Source organism: Pandoraea communis (assembly GCF_902459745.1).
GTDB classification, from domain to species: domain Bacteria; phylum Pseudomonadota; class Gammaproteobacteria; order Burkholderiales; family Burkholderiaceae; genus Pandoraea; species Pandoraea communis.
This window is the reverse complement of the sequence record NZ_CABPSJ010000003.1, coordinates 404,167-421,762: the sequence shown is the minus strand read 5'-3', so window position 1 is coordinate 421,762 and position 17,596 is coordinate 404,167. Positions and strand designations below refer to the sequence as shown.

Below are 17,596 nucleotides of genomic sequence, written 5' to 3'. Positions count from 1 at the left end.
TCAGCCCGCCTCGGCGACCTGCGCCGTCAGTCCGGCGTCACGAATCTTCTTGCCGGCCGCTTCGGCACTGTTGCGATCGGGGAACGGCCCCGCGCGCAGCAGATACAGCTCACGGCCGTCGACCGTGCTCTTCACCATGTAGCTCGGCACGTTCACGAGCTTCAGTTTGACGAGCCATGCCTGTGCGCGATCCTGCGTCGAGAAAGCGCCGATGCGCACCAGATACTTGCCGCTCGACGACGCCGGTTTCTGCGTGTTGTCGTGGCTATCGGCCGGCTTGGTGGCCTTGGACGTCGTATTGTTCTGCGCGAACTGCGCAATCGGGTCGGCCACGTTGTTGTTCGGCTGCGCCTTGGCCTGCGCCTTGGCCGTGTCGTGCGAGTCCGGCTTCGCAGCAGGCTTCGTCTCGGCACGCTGCTCGGGCTTCTTGACGTCGGGTTTGACGTCCGGCTTGTGCTCCGGCTTTGCTTGCGCCACCTGCGGTTCCGGCACGGCGCTCGGTGCGGGAGCAGGCGCCACGGCGGTGGCCGGGGGCACGCCCGTCGGTGCAGGGGCCGGCGTCGGCGCGGGCTTGACCGGGTTGGCGCCGGCCAGCGTGCTGCTGTCGAGCGCTTCCTCACCCTTGTCGAGCGAAGCGTCGGACGGCGGCGTAACGGCAACCGCCGCATTCGGCTTCACGCGCACGGGCGGCGAGTTGGCATCCTTTCCGGGGATCTGGATGGCGATGTCGTCGGCGGCCGGTTTCGGTTCGGGCGCGAGTACCATCGGCAAAATGATGACGGCCGCGAGCACCAACGCCAACGCGCCGACCAGACGGCGGCGCGCGCGTTGCTTCTCGGGCAGCAGCGGGTCGAGTTGCTCGTGCTCGCTGTACTCGCCCCCTCCCGCCGTACGGGTGCCGGTTCGGCCGCTCCTGCGGCTACCGCGCTTCGGGGGAACGGCTTCGGCGTCTTTCTTGCGGAAGGAAAACAATCCCATAGGGCCTTGGCTCAGGTCGTAACTCGCGTCGTTGGACTGATCATCGCGCATGTGGTGCGTCATACGCATGACATTTCTCGTAAGAAAATGTCACGGCAAACGCACCTTCACACCTCAGTGGCGCTGCAATTTGCGGTGCGACATCACACCCGCCACCGTAAAGAACGATCCAAAAACTACAATTCTATCATTCTCCCCGCACTGCTCGAGCGCGGCGGCATAGGCTTTCTCGGGGGATTCGAAGGTCTCGACCGAATGATCCGCATCTTCCACGAACCCCACGGCCCGCAACTTCTCTTCAAGCAACGCCGGCGTGGCGGCACGCTCGGTCGGCAGCGCACACAGACGCCAGTGATCGACCTTGTCGACGAGATGGCGCAGCACGCCTTCGATGTCCTTGTCGGCCATCGCACCGAACACGGCATACGTGTACGGGAAGAAGCCCATGCCATCGAGATTGTGGCCAAGCGCTGCGGCCGCATGCGGATTGTGCGCGACATCGAGCACCACCGCCGGACGCCCCGGCAGCACCTGGAAACGTCCCGGCAGTTCGACCGATGCAAGCCCCAGACGAATGTCCTGCGCCGAGACCGGCAGCCGATCGCGCATCGACTCGAGGGCGGCAAGCGCCGCCGACGCGTTGAGCAACTGGTTCGCGCCGCGCAGCGCCGGATACGCCAGCGCTGGACGGCGCATCTGACGTCCCCCGTAGCTCCATTGCTGCTTGTCGCCCTGATAGTTGAAATCGCGGCCGAACAGCCATAGGTCTGCGCCGATGCGCTCCGCCTCGGCGACAAGCGTGGCCGGCGGCATGGGATCGCCGCAAATCGCAGGCTTCCCGGGCCGGAAAATGCCGGCCTTCTCGATGGCGATCGCCTCGCGCGTATTGCCCAGATACTGCGCGTGATCGATGTCGATGCTCGTGATCACGGCACAGTCGGCATCGACGATATTCACCGCGTCGAGCCGTCCGCCCAGACCGACTTCGAGAATCACGGCGTCGAGGCCGGCCGTGGCGAACATGTGCATGATCGCAAGCGTGGTGAACTCGAAGTACGTGAGCGAGACCGGCGTATCGAAGCTCGTGCGTGCGGCTTCGACGGCTTCGAAGTGCGGCAGCAGCGTGGCGTCGTCGACGACCTCGCCGTTAAGGCGCGCGCGTTCGTTGAAGGTCAGCAGATGCGGCGACGTATGGCAACCAACGCGGTACCCCGCAGAAAGCAGAATAGCTTCGATGATTGCGCAGGTCGAACCCTTGCCGTTGGTGCCGCCTATCGTGAAAACGGGGCACGGGAATTGCAGTCCGAGCGCCTCTTTCACGCGGCCAATGCGCGTGAGGCCCATATCAATGCCCACGGGGTGAGCGGTTTCGAGATGGGCGAGCCAGGCGTCGAGAGTGGAGTATATCGGCATGGATGTGCGAGGCAGAAAAACAAAAACGCGGACGTCACTAACGTCCGCGCTTCATTCCTGCTAAGTGATGCGTTCAGGCGCCGCTCGCGCGGCACTGCGTGGCGTTGCGTAATTCTACGCTGTTGCACCGCCCTTGGGGGCACTGCAACGGCGAGCGCCGCGCCATCGCACGCGTGAATTTGCCGTGCTCAGGCGACAGCGTCAGCCGGCTGGCACTGCATCAAAGCGATCAGGCGAGCGATCTCTTCACGCATCTTGCGACGGTCGACGATCATGTCGATCGCGCCCTTCTGCAACAGGAACTCCGAACGCTGGAAGCCTTCCGGCAGCTTTTCGCGCACGGTCTGCTCGATCACGCGCGGGCCGGCGAAGCCGATCAGCGCCTTGGGCTCGGCCATCACCACATCGCCGAGGAAGGCGAAGCTGGCGGACACACCGCCCATCGTCGGGTCGGTCAGCACGGAGATGAACGGCAGCTTGGCGTTCGTCAGCTTGGTGAGCATGGCCGTGGTCTTGGCCATCTGCATGAGCGAGAGCAGGCTTTCCTGCATACGCGCACCGCCCGAAGCGGTCACGCAGATGAACGGCACGCCCTGCTCCAGCGCATTCTGCGCGCCGCGCACGAAGCGCTCGCCGACCACCGAACCCATCGAGCCGGCCATGAACGAGAACTCGAAGCACGCGACCACGACCGGCAGCGTGTGGATGGCACCGCCCATGACGACCATCGCATCGGTCTCGCCGGTGTCGTCCATCGCTTCCTTGATGCGATCCGGATATTTGCGGCTGTCCTTGAACTTCAGCGCATCGACCGGCACGATCTCCTGGCCGAGTTCGTAACGGCCTTCCGGATCGAGCAGCGCATCGAGACGTGCACGCGCGCCAATGCGCATGTGATGGTCGCACTTCGGGCAAACGTGCAGATTCGCTTCCACGTCGTTGCGATACAGCACGGCTTCGCACGACGGGCACTTGATCCACAGCCCTTCCGGGATGCTCTTGTTGCGCTGCGTCGGATCGGTTTGCTTGATCTTCGGGGGCAGCAGCTTATCGAGCCAGCTCATAGTTTCTCCTTGGCAAACGCCCGCACCATCAGGGGCGGGCGTTTCGGGGCGACCGTATGACACGGCCGTTTCAATTCAGCGTTTCACCGGACGGTGCGGCAAAATTACGCCGCGAATTTACGCCGATTTGGCGCCCTCGTCGAGCGCCTGGCGAATGCCGCCGATGAATTCAGCCAGCGATTTTACCGCGTTCTGGCCCGTCAGATCACGCGGCGTGTTTTCCAGTCGCTGGACGATGGCGCTGCCGATGACCACGGCGTCCGCCACACTCGCCACGGCACGGGCCGTTGCGGCGTCGCGAATACCGAAGCCCACGCCCACCGGCAGGGCCGCAGCGGCCTTGATCTGGGGAATTTTGGCGGCAACGCTGTCCATATCCAGGCTCGCGGCGCCCGTCACCCCCTTGAGGGAAACGTAGTACAGATAGCCACTCGCCTGACGCGCCACGGCGGCGATACGCGCATCGGTCGATGTCGGCGCGAGCAGGAAGATCGGATCGATGCCACGGGCACGCACGGCGCTCACATACGCCTCGGCTTCCTCTGGCGGGTAGTCGACCACCAGCACGCCATCCACACCGGCCGTCGCGGCACGCTCGGCGAAGGTGTCGAGGCCCATCGCCTCGATCGGATTGGCGTAGCCCATGAGGACGACTGGCGTGCGGTCGTTGGTCTGGCGGAATACGGCCACATAGCCGAGCACCTCGGCCAGGCTCACACCACGGGCCAGTGCACGCTCCGAGGCGCGCTGAATCACCGGGCCATCAGCCATCGGGTCGGAGAACGGCACGCCGAGTTCGATGACGTCGGCACCGTTGTCGGCCAGCGCATGCATCAGCTTGACCGTCCAGCCCGGCTCGGGATCGCCGGCGGTGATGAACGGAATGAGGCCCTTCTTACCCTGCGCTTGCAAGGCTTGGAACGTCGCTTGAATGCGGGACATGATCGGAAAGTCTCTGAAGTCTTTGATTGGCGAGCGCGTGGTAATGCGCGTTCAGCTCGTAGCCGACGAATCGCCGGCCATGCAGCGCGCAAGCCACGGCAGTCGTGCCGCTGCCCATGAACGGGTCGAGCACGAGACCGCCGGGCGGACAACTGGCCAGCACCATGCGCTCGATGATATGCAGCGGTTTCTGCGTCGGATGATCGACGCGTTCGGGGTCTTGCCGGTGCAATCGCGAGATCGACCACAGATCCTTGGGGTTGTAACCCAGTTCCAGCCACTTGCTGCCCTCGAAGATACGGCGCGAGCGCGCCTTCTTCGTTGCGGCGTCATACGGCACGCGCACGGCATCGAGGTCGAAGTAGTAATCCTTCGAGACCGCGAAAAAGCCGATGTTGTCGTGGACCGACGAAAACCGCCGGGTGCTGCCGCCCATGCTGGGCACGCGGCGATCCCAGATGATCTCGTTGATCATCAGCATGCGCTGCTTCAGAAATACGAACAGCTCCGGGGCGTACTGCCACGTGCAGAACAGGTAAAGCGAGCCGCGCGGCGCGAGCTTCGGAACCGCCGCCTCGAGCCAGCCGTACGTCCAGCCGAGGAAGTCCTCGCCGGAGCGCTTGTCGGAGTCGTTGCCGTAGTCCTTGCCGAGTCCATAAGGCGGGTCGGCAAGAATCAGGTCGACGCTGCCGTCTTCCAATTCGTGCAAGTGATGCAGGAAGTCGGCATGACGCAATGTGATGTCGCCCGGCGCCCAACGCGCGCGCAGCTCCCCGGCCGCTTCCATGGCCTCGAGACGCGCGGCGGCGGCTTCGGTGGCGTCCACGGGGCGCTCTGCCCCGAGGATGTCATTTTGTGCCTTGCGATCAGTCAGATCGGTCATGCTGGTTCTGGTGTCCTCAACGGATCTGGGAACAGGGATCTAGGGATCAATGGCATCTCGCAGCGCCGCTTATGCGCCCGCAGGCGCCGGCTTGGCCAGCGCCATCACGGTGTGCATGTCTTTGTCGCCGCGCCCCGAAAGATTGACCAGCACGATCTGGTCGCTCGGCAGCGTCGGCGCCAACTTGCACGCATAAGCGAGCGCATGGCTCGACTCCAATGCCGGGATGATGCCCTCGATCCGGCAGCAGTCATGGAACGCCCGAAGCGCTTCGGTATCGGTAATGCCCACGTACTCGGCGCGCTTGATGTCATGCAGCCACGCGTGTTCAGGCCCCACCCCCGGGTAGTCCAGCCCCGCCGAGATCGAATGCGTCTCGGTGATCTGCCCGTTGGCGTCCTGGAGCAAATAGGTGCGGTTGCCGTGCAGCACGCCGGGCGTGCCGCCGATGATCGACGCCGCATGACGGCCGGTCTCGATGCCGTCGCCGGCCGCTTCCACCCCCACGAGCTTCACGTTCGGCTCGTCGATGTACGGATAGAAAATACCCATGGCATTCGAGCCGCCGCCCACGCAGGCGAGCACGTAATCCGGCTGACGTCCGGCCAGTTCGGGCATCTGCACCTTGCACTCTTCGCCGATCACGCTCTGGAAATCGCGCACGAGCATCGGGTACGGATGCGGCCCGGCCACAGTGCCGATGATGTAGAACGTGCTCTCGACGTTCGTGACCCAGTCGCGCATGGCTTCGTTGAGCGCGTCCTTGAGGGTTTTCGACCCCGACTCCACCGGCACCACGGTCGCACCGAGCAGTTGCATGCGATAGACGTTGGCCGCCTGACGCTTCACGTCCTCAGCGCCCATATACACCACGCACTCCATGTCGAAGCGCGCGGCGATGGTCGCCGTGGCCACACCGTGCTGACCGGCGCCGGTCTCTGCGATCACACGGCGTTTGCCCATGCGACGCGCCAGCAGCGCCTGCCCGATCACGTTGTTCACCTTGTGCGCACCGGTGTGGTTCAGGTCTTCGCGCTTGAGATACACCTGCGCACCGCCCAGCTCGCTGCTCCAGCGCTTGGCGTGATAAATCGGCGACGGACGGCCGACGTAGTGCTTCAGTTCGTAATGGAATTCTTCGAGGAAAGCCGGATCGTTCTGATACTTGGCATAGGCCTCGCGCAGTTCGTCGAGCGCGTGAATCAGCGTCTCAGCCACAAAGACACCGCCGTACTGGCCGAAATGGCCTCGGGCGTCAGGTAAATCGTACATGGTCGTCACTCTTCGCATTACCGGTGAGCGGCCCTGGCGGGCGCCCCGGCGGGTTGCCTATTCGGCGTCGGCAGCACGCACTGCCTGCACGAACGCCGTCATGCGGGCGTGATCCTTCACGCCCCGCGACGCCTCCACACCGCTCGACACGTCGATGGCGTAAGGCGTCACCCGGCCGATGGCTTCAGCAACGTTGTGTGCGTTCAAGCCACCACTCAAAACGGCCCGACGCGCGATGTCTTTTGGAATAAGTGACCAATCGAAAACCTTTCCTCCACCGCCATAGCCCTCAACCAGAGCATCGAGCAAGATGCCTTGTGCGGCGGTGTATGCGTTGGCGAATTGTAGCAAATCGCCACTGTCTTTCGTCTCCGGGCCAATACGCATGGCGCGCATGTACGGACGGTTGCCTGCCGCCGCCGACAGCGTTGCACATTCCTCGGGAGTTTCGTCACCGTGGAACTGCAGCGTCGTCAGCGGCACCGCCTCGACGGTACGCGCGATCTCGTCGGCCGTCACATTGACGAACAAGCCGACCAGACTCACGTAAGGCGGCACCCGGCGGGCGAGTTCGGCCGCGCGCGCCAGATCCACATAGCGCGGGCTCGGCGGGTAGAAAACGAGGCCGATGGCGTCGACCCCCAGCGCCACGGCATGGTCGACATCCGCCGGCTGCGACAGGCCGCAAATCTTGATTCGGGTACGGGATTTCATAAGCTTGCCCACGGCATCGGGAACGGCCACGCGGCCCAGTTGGGCTCGGGTACGGCGAAACGCTCAGGATACCCCACACGGGCCAGATACAGGCCGTCCGGCATGAACGTCGGGGCGGCCTGACGCCGGTCGAGACTCGCGAGCACTTGCGGCATCCAGCTCGCGGGCTGACGTCCCCGGCCAATGGCGACCAGACACCCCATGATGTTGCGCACCATGTGATGCAAAAACGCGCTCGCCCGAAAGCGGAACACAAAGAAATGTCCCTGCTGCTCGATATCGATAGCGTACAGGTGCTTGACCGGCGTCTTGGCCTGACACTCCGACGAGCGGAACGCCGAGAAGTCATGCTCGCCCACCAGCGCCTGACTCGCGGTGCGCATCGCGTCGAGATCGAGCGGGGTGTGCAGCCAGCCGCAACGGCCGTCGAGCAAGGGCGAACGCACGGGATGCACGTAAAGCACGTAGAAATACGTGCGCTCGAAGGCGGCAAAACGCGCATGGAAGTCGCCGGGCATGGCTTGCGCCCATTGCACGGCAACCGTCTTGGGCAGGAAGGCGTTCACGCCTCGCACCCACGAGAACATCGCGCGATCGAGTTCGGTATCGAAATGCACCACCTGACCGATGCCATGCACGCCGGTATCGGTGCGTCCTGCGACCGTCGTGGGCAGCGCTACGCCGCCGAACTCGCGCAGTGCGGCCTCGAGCGTTTGCTGCACGGTGTTGCCATGCGGCTGCGATTGCCAGCCGGAGAACGCCGTACCGTCGTAATGGATGCCCAGTGCAATTCGCATATGAAAAAGAAAAATGGGCGCCCAACCTACGAGCGCCCCAAACTACGGTCAATCAGTGGTGTGATCGTCGATGTGCCGTGGCGTCACTTGCCAAGCTCGGCCAGCCGTGTGCGAGCGGCCGACTGCTGTGCCGCATCCCCTCCGGCGATCACTTCTTCAAGCAATTCTCGCGCGCCATCGTCGTCGCCGATGGTCTGGTACGCGACGGCCAGTTCGAGTTTCGTATGGAATTCGTCAGGCACGTTCGGCGTGGCGGACGCGGCAGGCGCGGCTGACTCCGCAGATTCGGCAGACGATCCCGCGACGATCGGCTCCGGCGTCGGTACGATCACTTGCGGCACCTGCGGCGCAGCGGGTTCGGCCGCGAACGGCGTTTCCGGCGGCGTCGAATCCAGCGTCTCGTGCTCGACCAACGCCTCTACGCCGATGTCGGCGGGCAGCGCCGGCGCGCTGACGAACGACGGTGCGGCTGAGGCCTCGTCTCCCTTCAGATCGAGGCTGAAGTCCGACAGATCGAACGACAGCGGCTTGAGCGACGGTGCTTCGTGTGCAGTATCGGTGTAGCTGCGCGGCGCCTCGGGGGGGCGATGTGCCTGTTCCATCGCGGCGTCGAAATCGGCGTCGCTCAGTTCGGGATAGGTATCGTCGCCCGCTTCATCCGCGCTGGTTTGCGGGTGGCTCGGATCGTCCTTAGGCTCCATCTTGAACTGTACCGAGCCCAGCCCCTTGCTCAGGGAAGGCAACGCATCGTTCGAAATCGTACCCACATGCGCCGGCTGCCCCGGAATCGCCAGATCCAGATCGCCCACCATGCCTGCCACGCCGCCGTCAGGCGTCGCGTCGGCAATCGGCGTCATGGCTTCTGCCGGTTCCGCTGCTTCTACCGGCGCGGCAGGCGTCGGCTCGGCTTGTGCCGTGTGCGCAGCCGCAACCCCACCGATGGCCGCCGCAGCGTCAAGCGCTTCCAGCGACGACAACGTGGCAGCCGCCGGATCGTCATGAGCGGCAGCCACTTCGCCTGCCTCCCCCGCCTGCTCGGCAAACGCGGCATTCCAATCGATTTCCGGCTCGCTGGCAGCTTCGGACGAGGCATCCGGCACATCGGACGCCACCTCGCCGACGAGCGGTTCAGCGGCCACTTCCGGCGCCTCGAATGTCACCGGCGAGTTGTCGGAACCTTCAGCGTGAGCCGCTTCCGCCGACGTGTTGTCCAAAGGCGACGGCTCGACATCCCATTCTTCCGGCACGCTGGCTTCGGCCGCCTCGGGGGCCGGCTGAACGTCTTCGACGGCAGCCACACCATCGTCCGACGCCGACCGTGTGTCCTCGGCAGCCGGATGCAGATGCTCATCGGCTTCCGCCTGATTGGCGGCATATAGCGCCGCAGCACCTACGGCACCGGCAGCCGCCACGGCACCCGCCGTTGCCACACCTGATGCCGGCTCGTCAGCCTGCGAGCCATCGTGCGGCGCATCGTGATCCTGGCCGGCATGCGCGTCGTGCCCGTCGTCATACGGGCCGGGCTGCCCGGCCGGTGTCTCGGCACGGCGGCGACGCATCAGCCACCACAGGCCGAGCAACACCACCAGCGCGCCAGCGCCCGGCAGCACATATGGATTCTGCGTCACGGCACGCCAATTCATGGCGGCATTGGGCGCGGGCTTCGACTCGGCTGTCGGCGCGCTGGCGGCAGACGCCGCTGCGACCTCGCTAGCCGGTGCCGCCACGGCGGCCGTAGCGTCCGATGCTGTCGCACTCGCCGATGCGGCCGAGGCAGTATCGGTGGCCGCAGCCTCCGACGCTACGGCCGCCGTGGCCGGACTGTCTGCTGCGGCGGCGTCCTTCACGTCAGCCGCGCCCTTCGCGGTATTCGGTACCGCAGCGGCAGCCGCGGGTGTCGTGGTCTTGCCGTCGGCGGATTTCGCCGTCTTGTCCTGCGCAGTCGCCCCGGAAGCGGCGGCGGCCTGCTCCTCCAGATTGGCGACAGCCTGATTCTTCATCGCCAACAGCTTCTGGAGATCTGCTACGTTCTTCTGCAACTCATTCACCCTGCCCTGAGCCTCGGCTTGCGCCTTGCCTTGGGCGATTTGCTCTTCCTCGCTGCCGCCGGTTCGACCGGCCTTGCCGCCCGCCCCCCCCTTGCCGGGTCGCGACAGCTTCAATTCATCGCGCGTGGCGGGGGCGGCCGCTTCCGGTGCCTTGCCCGCTTCGATCGCGCCCTGTGCACTGCGGCCACCGGCCGGTGCTGCCTGCTGCGCCGTCGATTCGGCCAGCCGCGCGCGATACGCGTCAAACTGTTCCCGCGCCGAAGACACGAACTTGCGTGCCTGGGCGGGAGGAATACTTTGCACCTGCGCATCGGCCGGGCGTGTCAACGTCGCCCCCTGACGCAGCCGGTTCGGATCGTCACCGATGAACGCCGAGCGGTTCGATTCAAACAGCGCGGTCATCATCTGCGCGAGCGTTGCGCCACCTTCGCCGCCCGTGAATTCGCGGGCAATCGACGAGAGCGAGTCTCCCCGGCCCACTTTACGCGCGCCCTCTGCGGCCGCCCCCGATGCGTTGCCCGGCTGAGCAGACGCCGCAGGAGCCGGTGCCGGTGCCGGGGAAGACGCGGGAGAGGTAGCCGTCGCGGGCGCCCCGCTATTCGACGTCTGCGCGGGCACGACCGCCTGCGGTTGCGCAGCACTGGCTTCCGGGATGGCGGACAGCGTGACCGCGTTGGACTGCCGGCCGGTGCGCCATTCGAGCACCAGCAACAGATCGAGGAACGAGGTACTGACCGGCTCAGCCGAATCGACATGGACGAGATACGTGCCGCTGTACCCCGGCTCGCGTCCCGCAGTCGGCGTGACCGAGACGGAGAGCTTCTCGAGCGTAGGGTCGTAACGCAGACCTGCCTGCCTGAAGGCATCGCGCGGTGCGAGCTTCACCGACAATCCGTCGGCTTCGGCTTGCGACACGTTGCCCAGCACGATCACTGCGCGCAGCGGCTGGCCCGGACCCGAGCGCACCTGCTGCGGGCCGAACTCTGCTGCACCGGCATTGAGAAGCCCGAGGCTCCACAGGACGGCCGCCGCCGCGCTCAGGCGAAACGAGTTACGGGACGAGTTTGCACGCTTGCCGATCGAGTATTTCCGCACTGTGTCTTGTCAAGCCTGTCAGTCGATTTTCTCTGGACGCCCCAGCAAAATGGGGCGCCTCCCAAAGCGCGGACGGCGGCCCCGCGGGCCGCCGTTCTTCACGCCTTACCAATACGCGTCGACGCTCAAGCGTCGAGCAGGATGCGTAGCATGCGACGCAGCGGTTCCGCTGCGCCCCACAACAGTTGATCGCCCACCGTGAATGCCGACAGGTACTCCGGCCCCATCGACATCTTGCGCAGACGCCCCACCGGAATGGTCATCGTGCCGGTCACCGCGGCAGGCGTCAAATCCTTCATCGACGCCTCGCGCGTGTTCGGCACCACCTTCACCCAGTCATTGGCCTGGCCGATGATGTCGGTCAGTTCATCTAACGGCACATCCTTCGTAAGCTTGATAGTCAGCGCCTGGCTGTGGCAACGCATTGCACCGATGCGCACGCACAGACCGTCCACCGGAATGGCACGCGTGCCAGGGAAGCCGTCGCCCAGACCCAGAATCTTGTTGGTCTCGGCACCGCCCTTCCATTCTTCCTTCGACTGGCCGTTGCCCAGATCCTTGTCGATCCAGGGAATCAGGTTGCCGCCCAGCGGCACGCCGAACTGTTTGGTCTCGTCGGCGGTGAGCGCGTGCTGCTTGGCGAGCACCTTACGGTCGATCTCGAGAATGGCCGAGTGCGGATCATCCAGCAGCGCCTTGACTTCGGCGTTGATGCTGCCGAACTGCGTGAGCAGCTCGCGCATGTGCTGTGCGCCACCGCCCGACGCCGCCTGATACGTCATCGACGTCAGCCAGTCGACCAGACCATGCTGGAACAGACCGCCCAGGCCCATCAGCATGCAGCTCACCGTGCAATTGCCGCCGATGAAGTTCCTGGTGCCCTTCGTCAGCGAATTCTTGATCACATCGAGGTTGACCGGATCCAGGACGATGATGGCATCGTTCGCCATGCGCAGCGTCGAGGCTGCGTCGATCCAATAGCCGTTCCAGCCCGCAGCGCGCAGCTTCGGGAAGATCTCGGTTGTGTAGTCACCGCCCTGGCAGGTAATGATGATGTCGCATTTTTTCAGCTCATTGACATCATTGGCGTCTTTCAGCGAAGTCTCGTTCTTCGCCATCGACGGGGCTTTGCCGCCCGCGTTGCTGGTGCTGAAAAACACCGGCTCGATCAAAGCAAAGTCGTTCTCCTGCTGCATGCGCTGCATCAGAACCGAACCGACCATGCCCCGCCAACCTACCAGACCTACGGTTTTCATTTATCCACTCTCTTATCGTTGCAATTGCGCAGAGGGGCGTCTCACGACGCCCCGTCCGCGTTAAAGCGCGGCGACGACCGCCGCGCCCATTTCGCGCGTACCGACCTTGGTCGCGCCTTCCCGCCAGATGTCGGGCGTGCGCAGGCCTTGCGCCAGCACCTTCTTCACTGCGCTCTCCACGCGGTCGGCTTGTTCTGCGAGGCCGAACGTGTAACGCAGCATCATGGCCGCCGACAGAACCGTCGCCAACGGATTGGCCACACCCTTGCCGGCGATATCAGGCGCCGAACCATGCGACGGTTCGTACAGCCCCTTGTTGTTGGCATCGAGCGACGCCGACGGCAGCATGCCGATCGACCCCGTCAGCATCGCCGCCTCATCCGAGAGAATATCGCCGAACATGTTGCCAGTCACCACCACGTCGAAGTTCTTCGGCGCCTTGACCAGTTGCATCGCGGCGTTATCGACGTACATATGCGACAGTTCGACCTCCGGATACTGCTTCGCGACCTCGATCATCGTGTCGCGCCACAGTTGCGACGTCTCGAGAACATTGGCCTTGTCGACCGAGCACAAACGCTTGTCACGCTTGGCTGCGGCCTGAAATGCGACGTGCGCGATACGCTCCACTTCGGGCACGCTATAGCGCATGGTATCAAAACCTTCGCGCGCGCCTTCGAAAGCACCGTCCGGCGACTGGCGGAAACCCTTCGGCTGACCGAAGTAAATGTCACCGTTCAGCTCGCGAATGATCAGGATATCCAACCCTGCCACGATTTCCGGCTTCAGGCTCGACGCGTCGGCCAGTTCCTTGTACAGAATGGCGGGACGGAAGTTGGCGAACAGTTGAAGATGCTTGCGCAACCCCAGAATCGCCTGCTCGGGACGCAGCGCGCGTTCGAGCGAGTCGTACTTCCAGTCGCCCACGGCGCCGAACAGAATGGCGTCCGCTTCCTTCGCGAGCTTGAGCGTGGTGTCCGGCAGCGGATGACCCGCGGCCGCATAGCCGGCGCCACCGACGGGCGCTTCTTCAAGCTCGAACTTTTCGCCAAGTGCGTTCAACACGTTGACGGCTTCCGTCACGATTTCCGGACCAATGCCGTCACCCGGCAACACAGCGATTTTCATGCAATCTCCTTGGATGTGCCTTGAGTGCTCGGGACTCAGCCCGGCAGACGCGTTGCGAGCCACGGCTGCTTCGTGAGCCGTTCGGCCTCGTAGGCGCGAATCTTGTCGGCGTGACGCAGCGTCAGGCCGATATCGTCGAATCCGTTCACCATGCAGTACTTGCGGAACGGTGCGATGTCGAACTCATAAGCGCGGCCATCGGACGTCACCACTGCCTGCTTGTCCAGATCGATCGTCAACTGGTAGCCGTTGAACGCCGCCGTCTCATTGAACAGATGGTCAACCTGCAACTCGGACAGCGCGATCGGCAGCAGCCCGTTCTTGTAGCAGTTGTTGAAGAAGATGTCGGCAAAACTCGGCGCAATGACGGCGCGAAAGCCGTATTGCTGCAACGCCCACGGCGCGTGCTCGCGTGAACTGCCGCAGCCGAAGTTCTTGCGGGCAAGCAGAATCGTCGCGCCCTGATACCGAGGCTGGTTCAGCACGAAGTTCGGATTGAGCGGACGCGCGCTGCAATCCTGACCCGGTTGACCGACATCGAGATAACGCCATTCGTCGAACAGGTTCTGGCCGAAACCCGTGCGCTTGATCGACTTCAGGAATTGCTTGGGGATGATCGCGTCGGTATCGACGTTTTCGCGATCCAGCGGTGCCACCAACCCCGTATGGACAGTAAATTTTTCCATCACGAACCACCTGATCAAAACAGTTCGGCTACGTCCGGCCCCGGAAAACCGGAGCCGTCAAAGCCGGAAATTTCGTAGGTGCATGCGCGAGGCGATTGCCCGCGACACGCACCGTCGCATCACTTCTTCGCGGCGTTCTCGAGGGCCGAGCCGGCGGCTTGAGTATCCTTGCCGAGGCCTGCCATCGTGTTACACCCCGCCACACCCAGCACCAGCACCGCACCGATCAGCATCCACAGTTTTTTCATGATTCTTTCTCTGTCAAAAACGATGTCAAACGACGGTTAAACCGATGCTAAAGCGTCAGACGAGGCGTCGCACGTCGACGAAATGGCCTTCGATGGCAGCCGCTGCGGCCATCGCCGGGCTCACAAGGTGCGTACGCCCACCCGCGCCCTGACGGCCTTCGAAGTTGCGGTTCGAGGTCGACGCGCAGCGCTCACCCGGCTCCAGACGATCAGCATTCATCGCCAGACACATCGAGCAGCCCGGTTCGCGCCATTCGAAGCCTGCGGCCTTGAAGACCTGATCCAGCCCTTCCTGCTCGGCCTGACGCTTCACCAGACCCGAGCCCGGCACCACCATCGCCAGACGCACGTTCGACGCCACGCGACGGCCAAGCTTCTTCACGACGTAAGCCGCTGCACGAATATCTTCGATGCGCGAGTTGGTGCACGAGCCGATGAACACCTTGTCGACACTGATGCTCGCCATCGGTGTGTCGGGCGTGAGCGCCATGTACTCGAGCGCACGCTCCATGGCACTGCGTTTGACCGGGTCTTTCTCCTTCTCGGGATCGGGCACGCGGTCTTCGATGCTCACGACCATTTCCGGCGACGTTCCCCAGCTCACCTGCGGAACCAGCGTATTCGCGTCGATCTCGACTACATGGTCGAAATGGGCCCCCGGATCGGTGTGGAACGTACGCCAGTAGGCTTCGGCCTGCTGGAACTCCACGCCCGTGGGCGCAAACGGACGGCCCTTCACGTAGTTGATCGTCGTATCGTCCACGGCCACCAGACCGGCGCGTGCACCGGCCTCGATAGCCATGTTGCACACGGTCATGCGGCCTTCCATCGTGAGCGAACGGATCGCCGATCCGGCGAATTCGATCGTGTAGCCCGTGCCGCCCGCAGTACCGATCCGGCCGATGACGGCGAGCACGATATCCTTGGCGGAACAACCGCGCGGCAGCGTGCCCTCAACCTTCACGAGCATGTTCTTGCTCTTCTTCATGAGCAAGGTTTGCGTGGCGAGCGTGTGCTCGACTTCCGATGTGCCGATGCCGAACGCCAGCGCGCCGAACGCGCCATGCGTGGACGTGTGCGAATCGCCGCAAACCACCGTCATGCCGGGCAGCGTGGCGCCCTGCTCCGGGCCGATCACGTGCACGATGCCCTGACGCACGTCGTTCATCTTGAATTGGGTGATGCCGAAGTTGTCGCAGTTGGTGTCGAGCGTGTCGACCTGCAAACGCGAAATCGGATCGGCAATGCCTTGCGTACGATCGGTCGTCGGCACGTTGTGGTCCGACACCGCGAGGTTGGCAGAAAGTCGCCAGACCGGACGCTGCGCGAGTTTTAGCCCCTCAAACGCCTGCGGACTGGTCACCTCGTGCAACAGGTGACGGTCGATGTAGAGCAACGTAGTGCCATCGTCCTCGGTATGCACGACATGTGCATCCCACAATTTGTCATACAGCGTCTTGGCCATGATAAAAACGCGGGGCTAAATTATCGTTCCGAGAACAAATATCGTTCTGTAAACTTTTGATTATGCCATAGCGCTTTCGCGCCGGCGGAATACAAAATCCCCGGGAAACCGGGCGGTAAACGCACGATCAACCGGGGATTTGTGCGAATCACGGCAGCTTGTGCCGTGGCTTCGAATATAGCGCAACGAGGGCTCGTTGCGGGCCGCACCGCCTTGCCGTTTCGGCAAGGTTGAGGTGCCGGCACGGCAAGCGGGAGCCGTGCCGAACGCCTCGACAGGCTTAACGCTTGTCGATCGACGCGACTTCGCGCGGCGTGTGGCCGATGAACAGCTGACGCGGACGGCCGATCTTCTGATCCGGCTCGCCGATCATTTCATTCCACTGCGCGATCCAGCCCACGGTACGTGCCAGGGCGAAGATGCAGGTGAACATCGACGTCGGAATGCCGAGCGCGCGCTGAACGATACCCGAGTAGAAGTCGACGTTCGGGTACAGCTTGCGCGACACGAAGTATTCGTCTTCCAGAGCGATCTTCTCGAGTTGCATGGCCAGCTTGAACAGCGGGTCGTCGTGCAGACCGAGTTCGTTGAGCACTTCGTAGCACGTCTCGCGCATGAGCTTGGCGCGCGGGTCGTAGTTCTTGTACACGCGGTGACCGAAGCCCATGAGCTTCACGCCCGAGTTCTTGTCCTTCACTTGCTTGATGAACTCGGGGATCTTGTCCGGCGAACCGATCTGCTCGAGCATGTTCAGCGCGGCTTCGTTCGCACCACCGTGCGCCGGGCCCCACAGACATGCGATACCGGCAGCGATACAGGCGAACGGGTTCGCACCCGACGAACCGGCCAGACGGACGGTCGACGTCGAAGCGTTCTGCTCGTGATCGGCGTGCAGGATCAGGATACGGTCGAGGGCGCGCACCAGCACGTCGTTGACTTCGTACTCTTCGCACGGGTTGGCGAACATCATGCGCATGAAGTTCGCGCTGTACGACAGGTCGTTACGCGGATACACGAACGGCTGGCCGATGCTGTACTTGTACGCCATGGCGACGAGCGTCGGCAGCTTGGCGATCAGGCGAATGGCCGAAACTTCACGGTGCGTCGGATTGTTGATGTCCAACGAGTCGTGATAGAACGCCGACAGCGCACCGACCGAACCGGTCAGCACAGCCATCGGGTGAGCATCGCGACGGAAACCGCGGAAGAAGAAGTTCATTTGCTCGTGCACCATCGTGTGACGGGTCACGGTCTTGACGAACTCTTCCTTATCCTTTGCGTTGGGCAGTTCGCCCTTGAGCAACAGATAAGACGTCTCGAGGAAGTCGCAGTTGGTGGCCAACTGCTCGATCGGGTAACCGCGGTACAGCAGCTCACCCTTGTCGCCATCGATGTAGGTGATGGCGGAATTGCACGACGCCGTCGACATAAAGCCCGGGTCATACGTAAACTTGCCGGTCTGGCCGTACAGCTTGCGGATGTCGATTACATCCGGGCCCATCGTTCCCTGATAGATCGGCAGTTCGACGCTGGGCGAACCGTCAGAGAAAGATAGGGTGGCTTTAACATCAGACGGAGTCATATCGCTTCCTCAAAAAAATACTTAA

15 protein-coding genes are annotated in these 17,596 nt (G+C 63.5%); all 15 read right to left on the bottom strand.

What is annotated here, in order from left to right; all coding sequences use genetic code 11:
* On the bottom strand, positions 1–1,047 hold the full coding sequence (locus tag PCO31110_RS12715) for an SPOR domain-containing protein (RefSeq protein ID WP_010807356.1): 1,047 nt from the start codon (positions 1,045–1,047) through the stop codon (positions 1–3).
* A 45-nt stretch (positions 1,048–1,092) separates the two neighbouring features.
* The gene (folC, locus tag PCO31110_RS12710; RefSeq protein WP_150690578.1) at positions 1,093–2,391 is read right to left on the bottom strand and encodes a bifunctional tetrahydrofolate synthase/dihydrofolate synthase; all 1,299 of its coding nucleotides are present in this window, start codon (positions 2,389–2,391) and stop codon (positions 1,093–1,095) included.
* Between the two features lie 188 nt (positions 2,392–2,579).
* Positions 2,580–3,455, bottom strand: coding sequence for an acetyl-CoA carboxylase, carboxyltransferase subunit beta (gene accD, locus PCO31110_RS12705; protein ID WP_010807358.1), 876 nt, complete (start codon positions 3,453–3,455; stop codon positions 2,580–2,582).
* A gap of 117 nt (positions 3,456–3,572) precedes the next feature.
* Complete coding sequence (gene trpA, locus PCO31110_RS12700) at positions 3,573–4,397, bottom strand: tryptophan synthase subunit alpha (RefSeq protein WP_010807359.1); 825 nt, start codon at positions 4,395–4,397, stop codon at positions 3,573–3,575.
* The gene (locus PCO31110_RS12695) at positions 4,351–5,184 is read right to left on the bottom strand and encodes a DNA-methyltransferase (protein ID WP_144265684.1); all 834 of its coding nucleotides are present in this window, start codon (positions 5,182–5,184) and stop codon (positions 4,351–4,353) included. Before PCO31110_RS12695 ends, trpA begins: the two co-directional genes overlap by 47 nt.
* Positions 5,185–5,349: 165 nt before the next feature.
* Positions 5,350–6,552: a tryptophan synthase subunit beta gene (gene trpB / locus PCO31110_RS12690; RefSeq protein WP_010807361.1), complete on the bottom strand. Its 1,203-nt coding sequence runs from the start codon at positions 6,550–6,552 to the stop codon at positions 5,350–5,352.
* A 57-nt stretch (positions 6,553–6,609) separates the two neighbouring features.
* Positions 6,610–7,266, bottom strand: coding sequence for a phosphoribosylanthranilate isomerase (locus PCO31110_RS12685; RefSeq protein WP_010807362.1), 657 nt, complete (start codon positions 7,264–7,266; stop codon positions 6,610–6,612).
* Complete coding sequence (gene truA, locus PCO31110_RS12680) at positions 7,263–8,063, bottom strand: tRNA pseudouridine(38-40) synthase TruA (RefSeq protein WP_010807363.1); 801 nt, start codon at positions 8,061–8,063, stop codon at positions 7,263–7,265. The genes PCO31110_RS12685 and truA overlap by 4 nt, the downstream gene beginning before the upstream one ends.
* A gap of 83 nt (positions 8,064–8,146) precedes the next feature.
* Positions 8,147–11,206 carry a motility hub landmark protein FimV gene (locus PCO31110_RS12675; RefSeq protein WP_150690577.1) on the bottom strand — a complete coding sequence of 1,020 codons (3,060 nt, stop codon included), beginning with the start codon at positions 11,204–11,206 and terminating at the stop codon, positions 8,147–8,149.
* Positions 11,207–11,331: 125 nt separating this feature from the next.
* Complete coding sequence (gene asd / locus PCO31110_RS12670) at positions 11,332–12,462, bottom strand: aspartate-semialdehyde dehydrogenase (protein ID WP_010807365.1); 1,131 nt, start codon at positions 12,460–12,462, stop codon at positions 11,332–11,334.
* A 60-nt stretch (positions 12,463–12,522) separates the two neighbouring features.
* Positions 12,523–13,590, bottom strand: a complete 1,068-nt coding sequence (gene leuB, locus PCO31110_RS12665) for a 3-isopropylmalate dehydrogenase (protein WP_150690576.1) — start codon at positions 13,588–13,590, stop codon at positions 12,523–12,525.
* 35 nt (positions 13,591–13,625) lie between these two features.
* Positions 13,626–14,276 carry a 3-isopropylmalate dehydratase small subunit gene (gene leuD / locus PCO31110_RS12660; RefSeq protein ID WP_010807367.1) on the bottom strand — a complete coding sequence of 217 codons (651 nt, stop codon included), beginning with the start codon at positions 14,274–14,276 and terminating at the stop codon, positions 13,626–13,628.
* A gap of 119 nt (positions 14,277–14,395) precedes the next feature.
* Positions 14,396–14,524: an entericidin A/B family lipoprotein gene (locus tag PCO31110_RS12655; protein WP_010807368.1), complete on the bottom strand. Its 129-nt coding sequence runs from the start codon at positions 14,522–14,524 to the stop codon at positions 14,396–14,398.
* A 55-nt stretch (positions 14,525–14,579) separates the two neighbouring features.
* Positions 14,580–15,989 (bottom strand): 3-isopropylmalate dehydratase large subunit, encoded by a 1,410-nt coding sequence (gene leuC, locus PCO31110_RS12650; protein ID WP_150690575.1) that lies wholly within the window; start codon positions 15,987–15,989, stop codon positions 14,580–14,582.
* A 280-nt stretch (positions 15,990–16,269) separates the two neighbouring features.
* The gene (gltA, locus tag PCO31110_RS12645) at positions 16,270–17,571 is read right to left on the bottom strand and encodes a citrate synthase (RefSeq protein WP_010807370.1); all 1,302 of its coding nucleotides are present in this window, start codon (positions 17,569–17,571) and stop codon (positions 16,270–16,272) included.
* Positions 17,572–17,596: the final 25 nt, after the last annotated feature.

Bases quoted from the DNA above. Each gene is read 5' to 3' on its own strand.
- PCO31110_RS12715 (WP_010807356.1), bottom strand. From the start codon at position 1,047: ATGCGTATGACGCACCACATGCGCGATGATCAGTCCAACGACGCGAGT.
- folC (WP_150690578.1), bottom strand. From the start codon at position 2,391: ATGCCGATATACTCCACTCTCGACGCCTGGCTCGCCCATCTCGAAACC.
- accD (WP_010807358.1), bottom strand. From the start codon at position 3,455: ATGAGCTGGCTCGATAAGCTGCTGCCCCCGAAGATCAAGCAAACCGAT.
- trpA (WP_010807359.1), bottom strand. From the start codon at position 4,397: ATGTCCCGCATTCAAGCGACGTTCCAAGCCTTGCAAGCGCAGGGTAAG.
- PCO31110_RS12695 (WP_144265684.1), bottom strand. From the start codon at position 5,184: ATGGAAGCGGCCGGGGAGCTGCGCGCGCGTTGGGCGCCGGGCGACATC.
- trpB (WP_010807361.1), bottom strand. From the start codon at position 6,552: ATGTACGATTTACCTGACGCCCGAGGCCATTTCGGCCAGTACGGCGGT.
- PCO31110_RS12685 (WP_010807362.1), bottom strand. From the start codon at position 7,266: ATGAAATCCCGTACCCGAATCAAGATTTGCGGCCTGTCGCAGCCGGCG.
- truA (WP_010807363.1), bottom strand. From the start codon at position 8,063: ATGCGAATTGCACTGGGCATCCATTACGACGGTACGGCGTTCTCCGGC.
- asd (WP_010807365.1), bottom strand. From the start codon at position 12,462: ATGAAAACCGTAGGTCTGGTAGGTTGGCGGGGCATGGTCGGTTCGGTT.
- leuB (WP_150690576.1), bottom strand. From the start codon at position 13,590: ATGAAAATCGCTGTGTTGCCGGGTGACGGCATTGGTCCGGAAATCGTG.
- leuD (WP_010807367.1), bottom strand. From the start codon at position 14,276: ATGGAAAAATTTACTGTCCATACGGGGTTGGTGGCACCGCTGGATCGC.
- PCO31110_RS12655 (WP_010807368.1), bottom strand. From the start codon at position 14,524: ATGAAAAAACTGTGGATGCTGATCGGTGCGGTGCTGGTGCTGGGTGTG.
- leuC (WP_150690575.1), bottom strand. From the start codon at position 15,989: ATGGCCAAGACGCTGTATGACAAATTGTGGGATGCACATGTCGTGCAT.
- gltA (WP_010807370.1), bottom strand. From the start codon at position 17,571: ATGACTCCGTCTGATGTTAAAGCCACCCTATCTTTCTCTGACGGTTCG.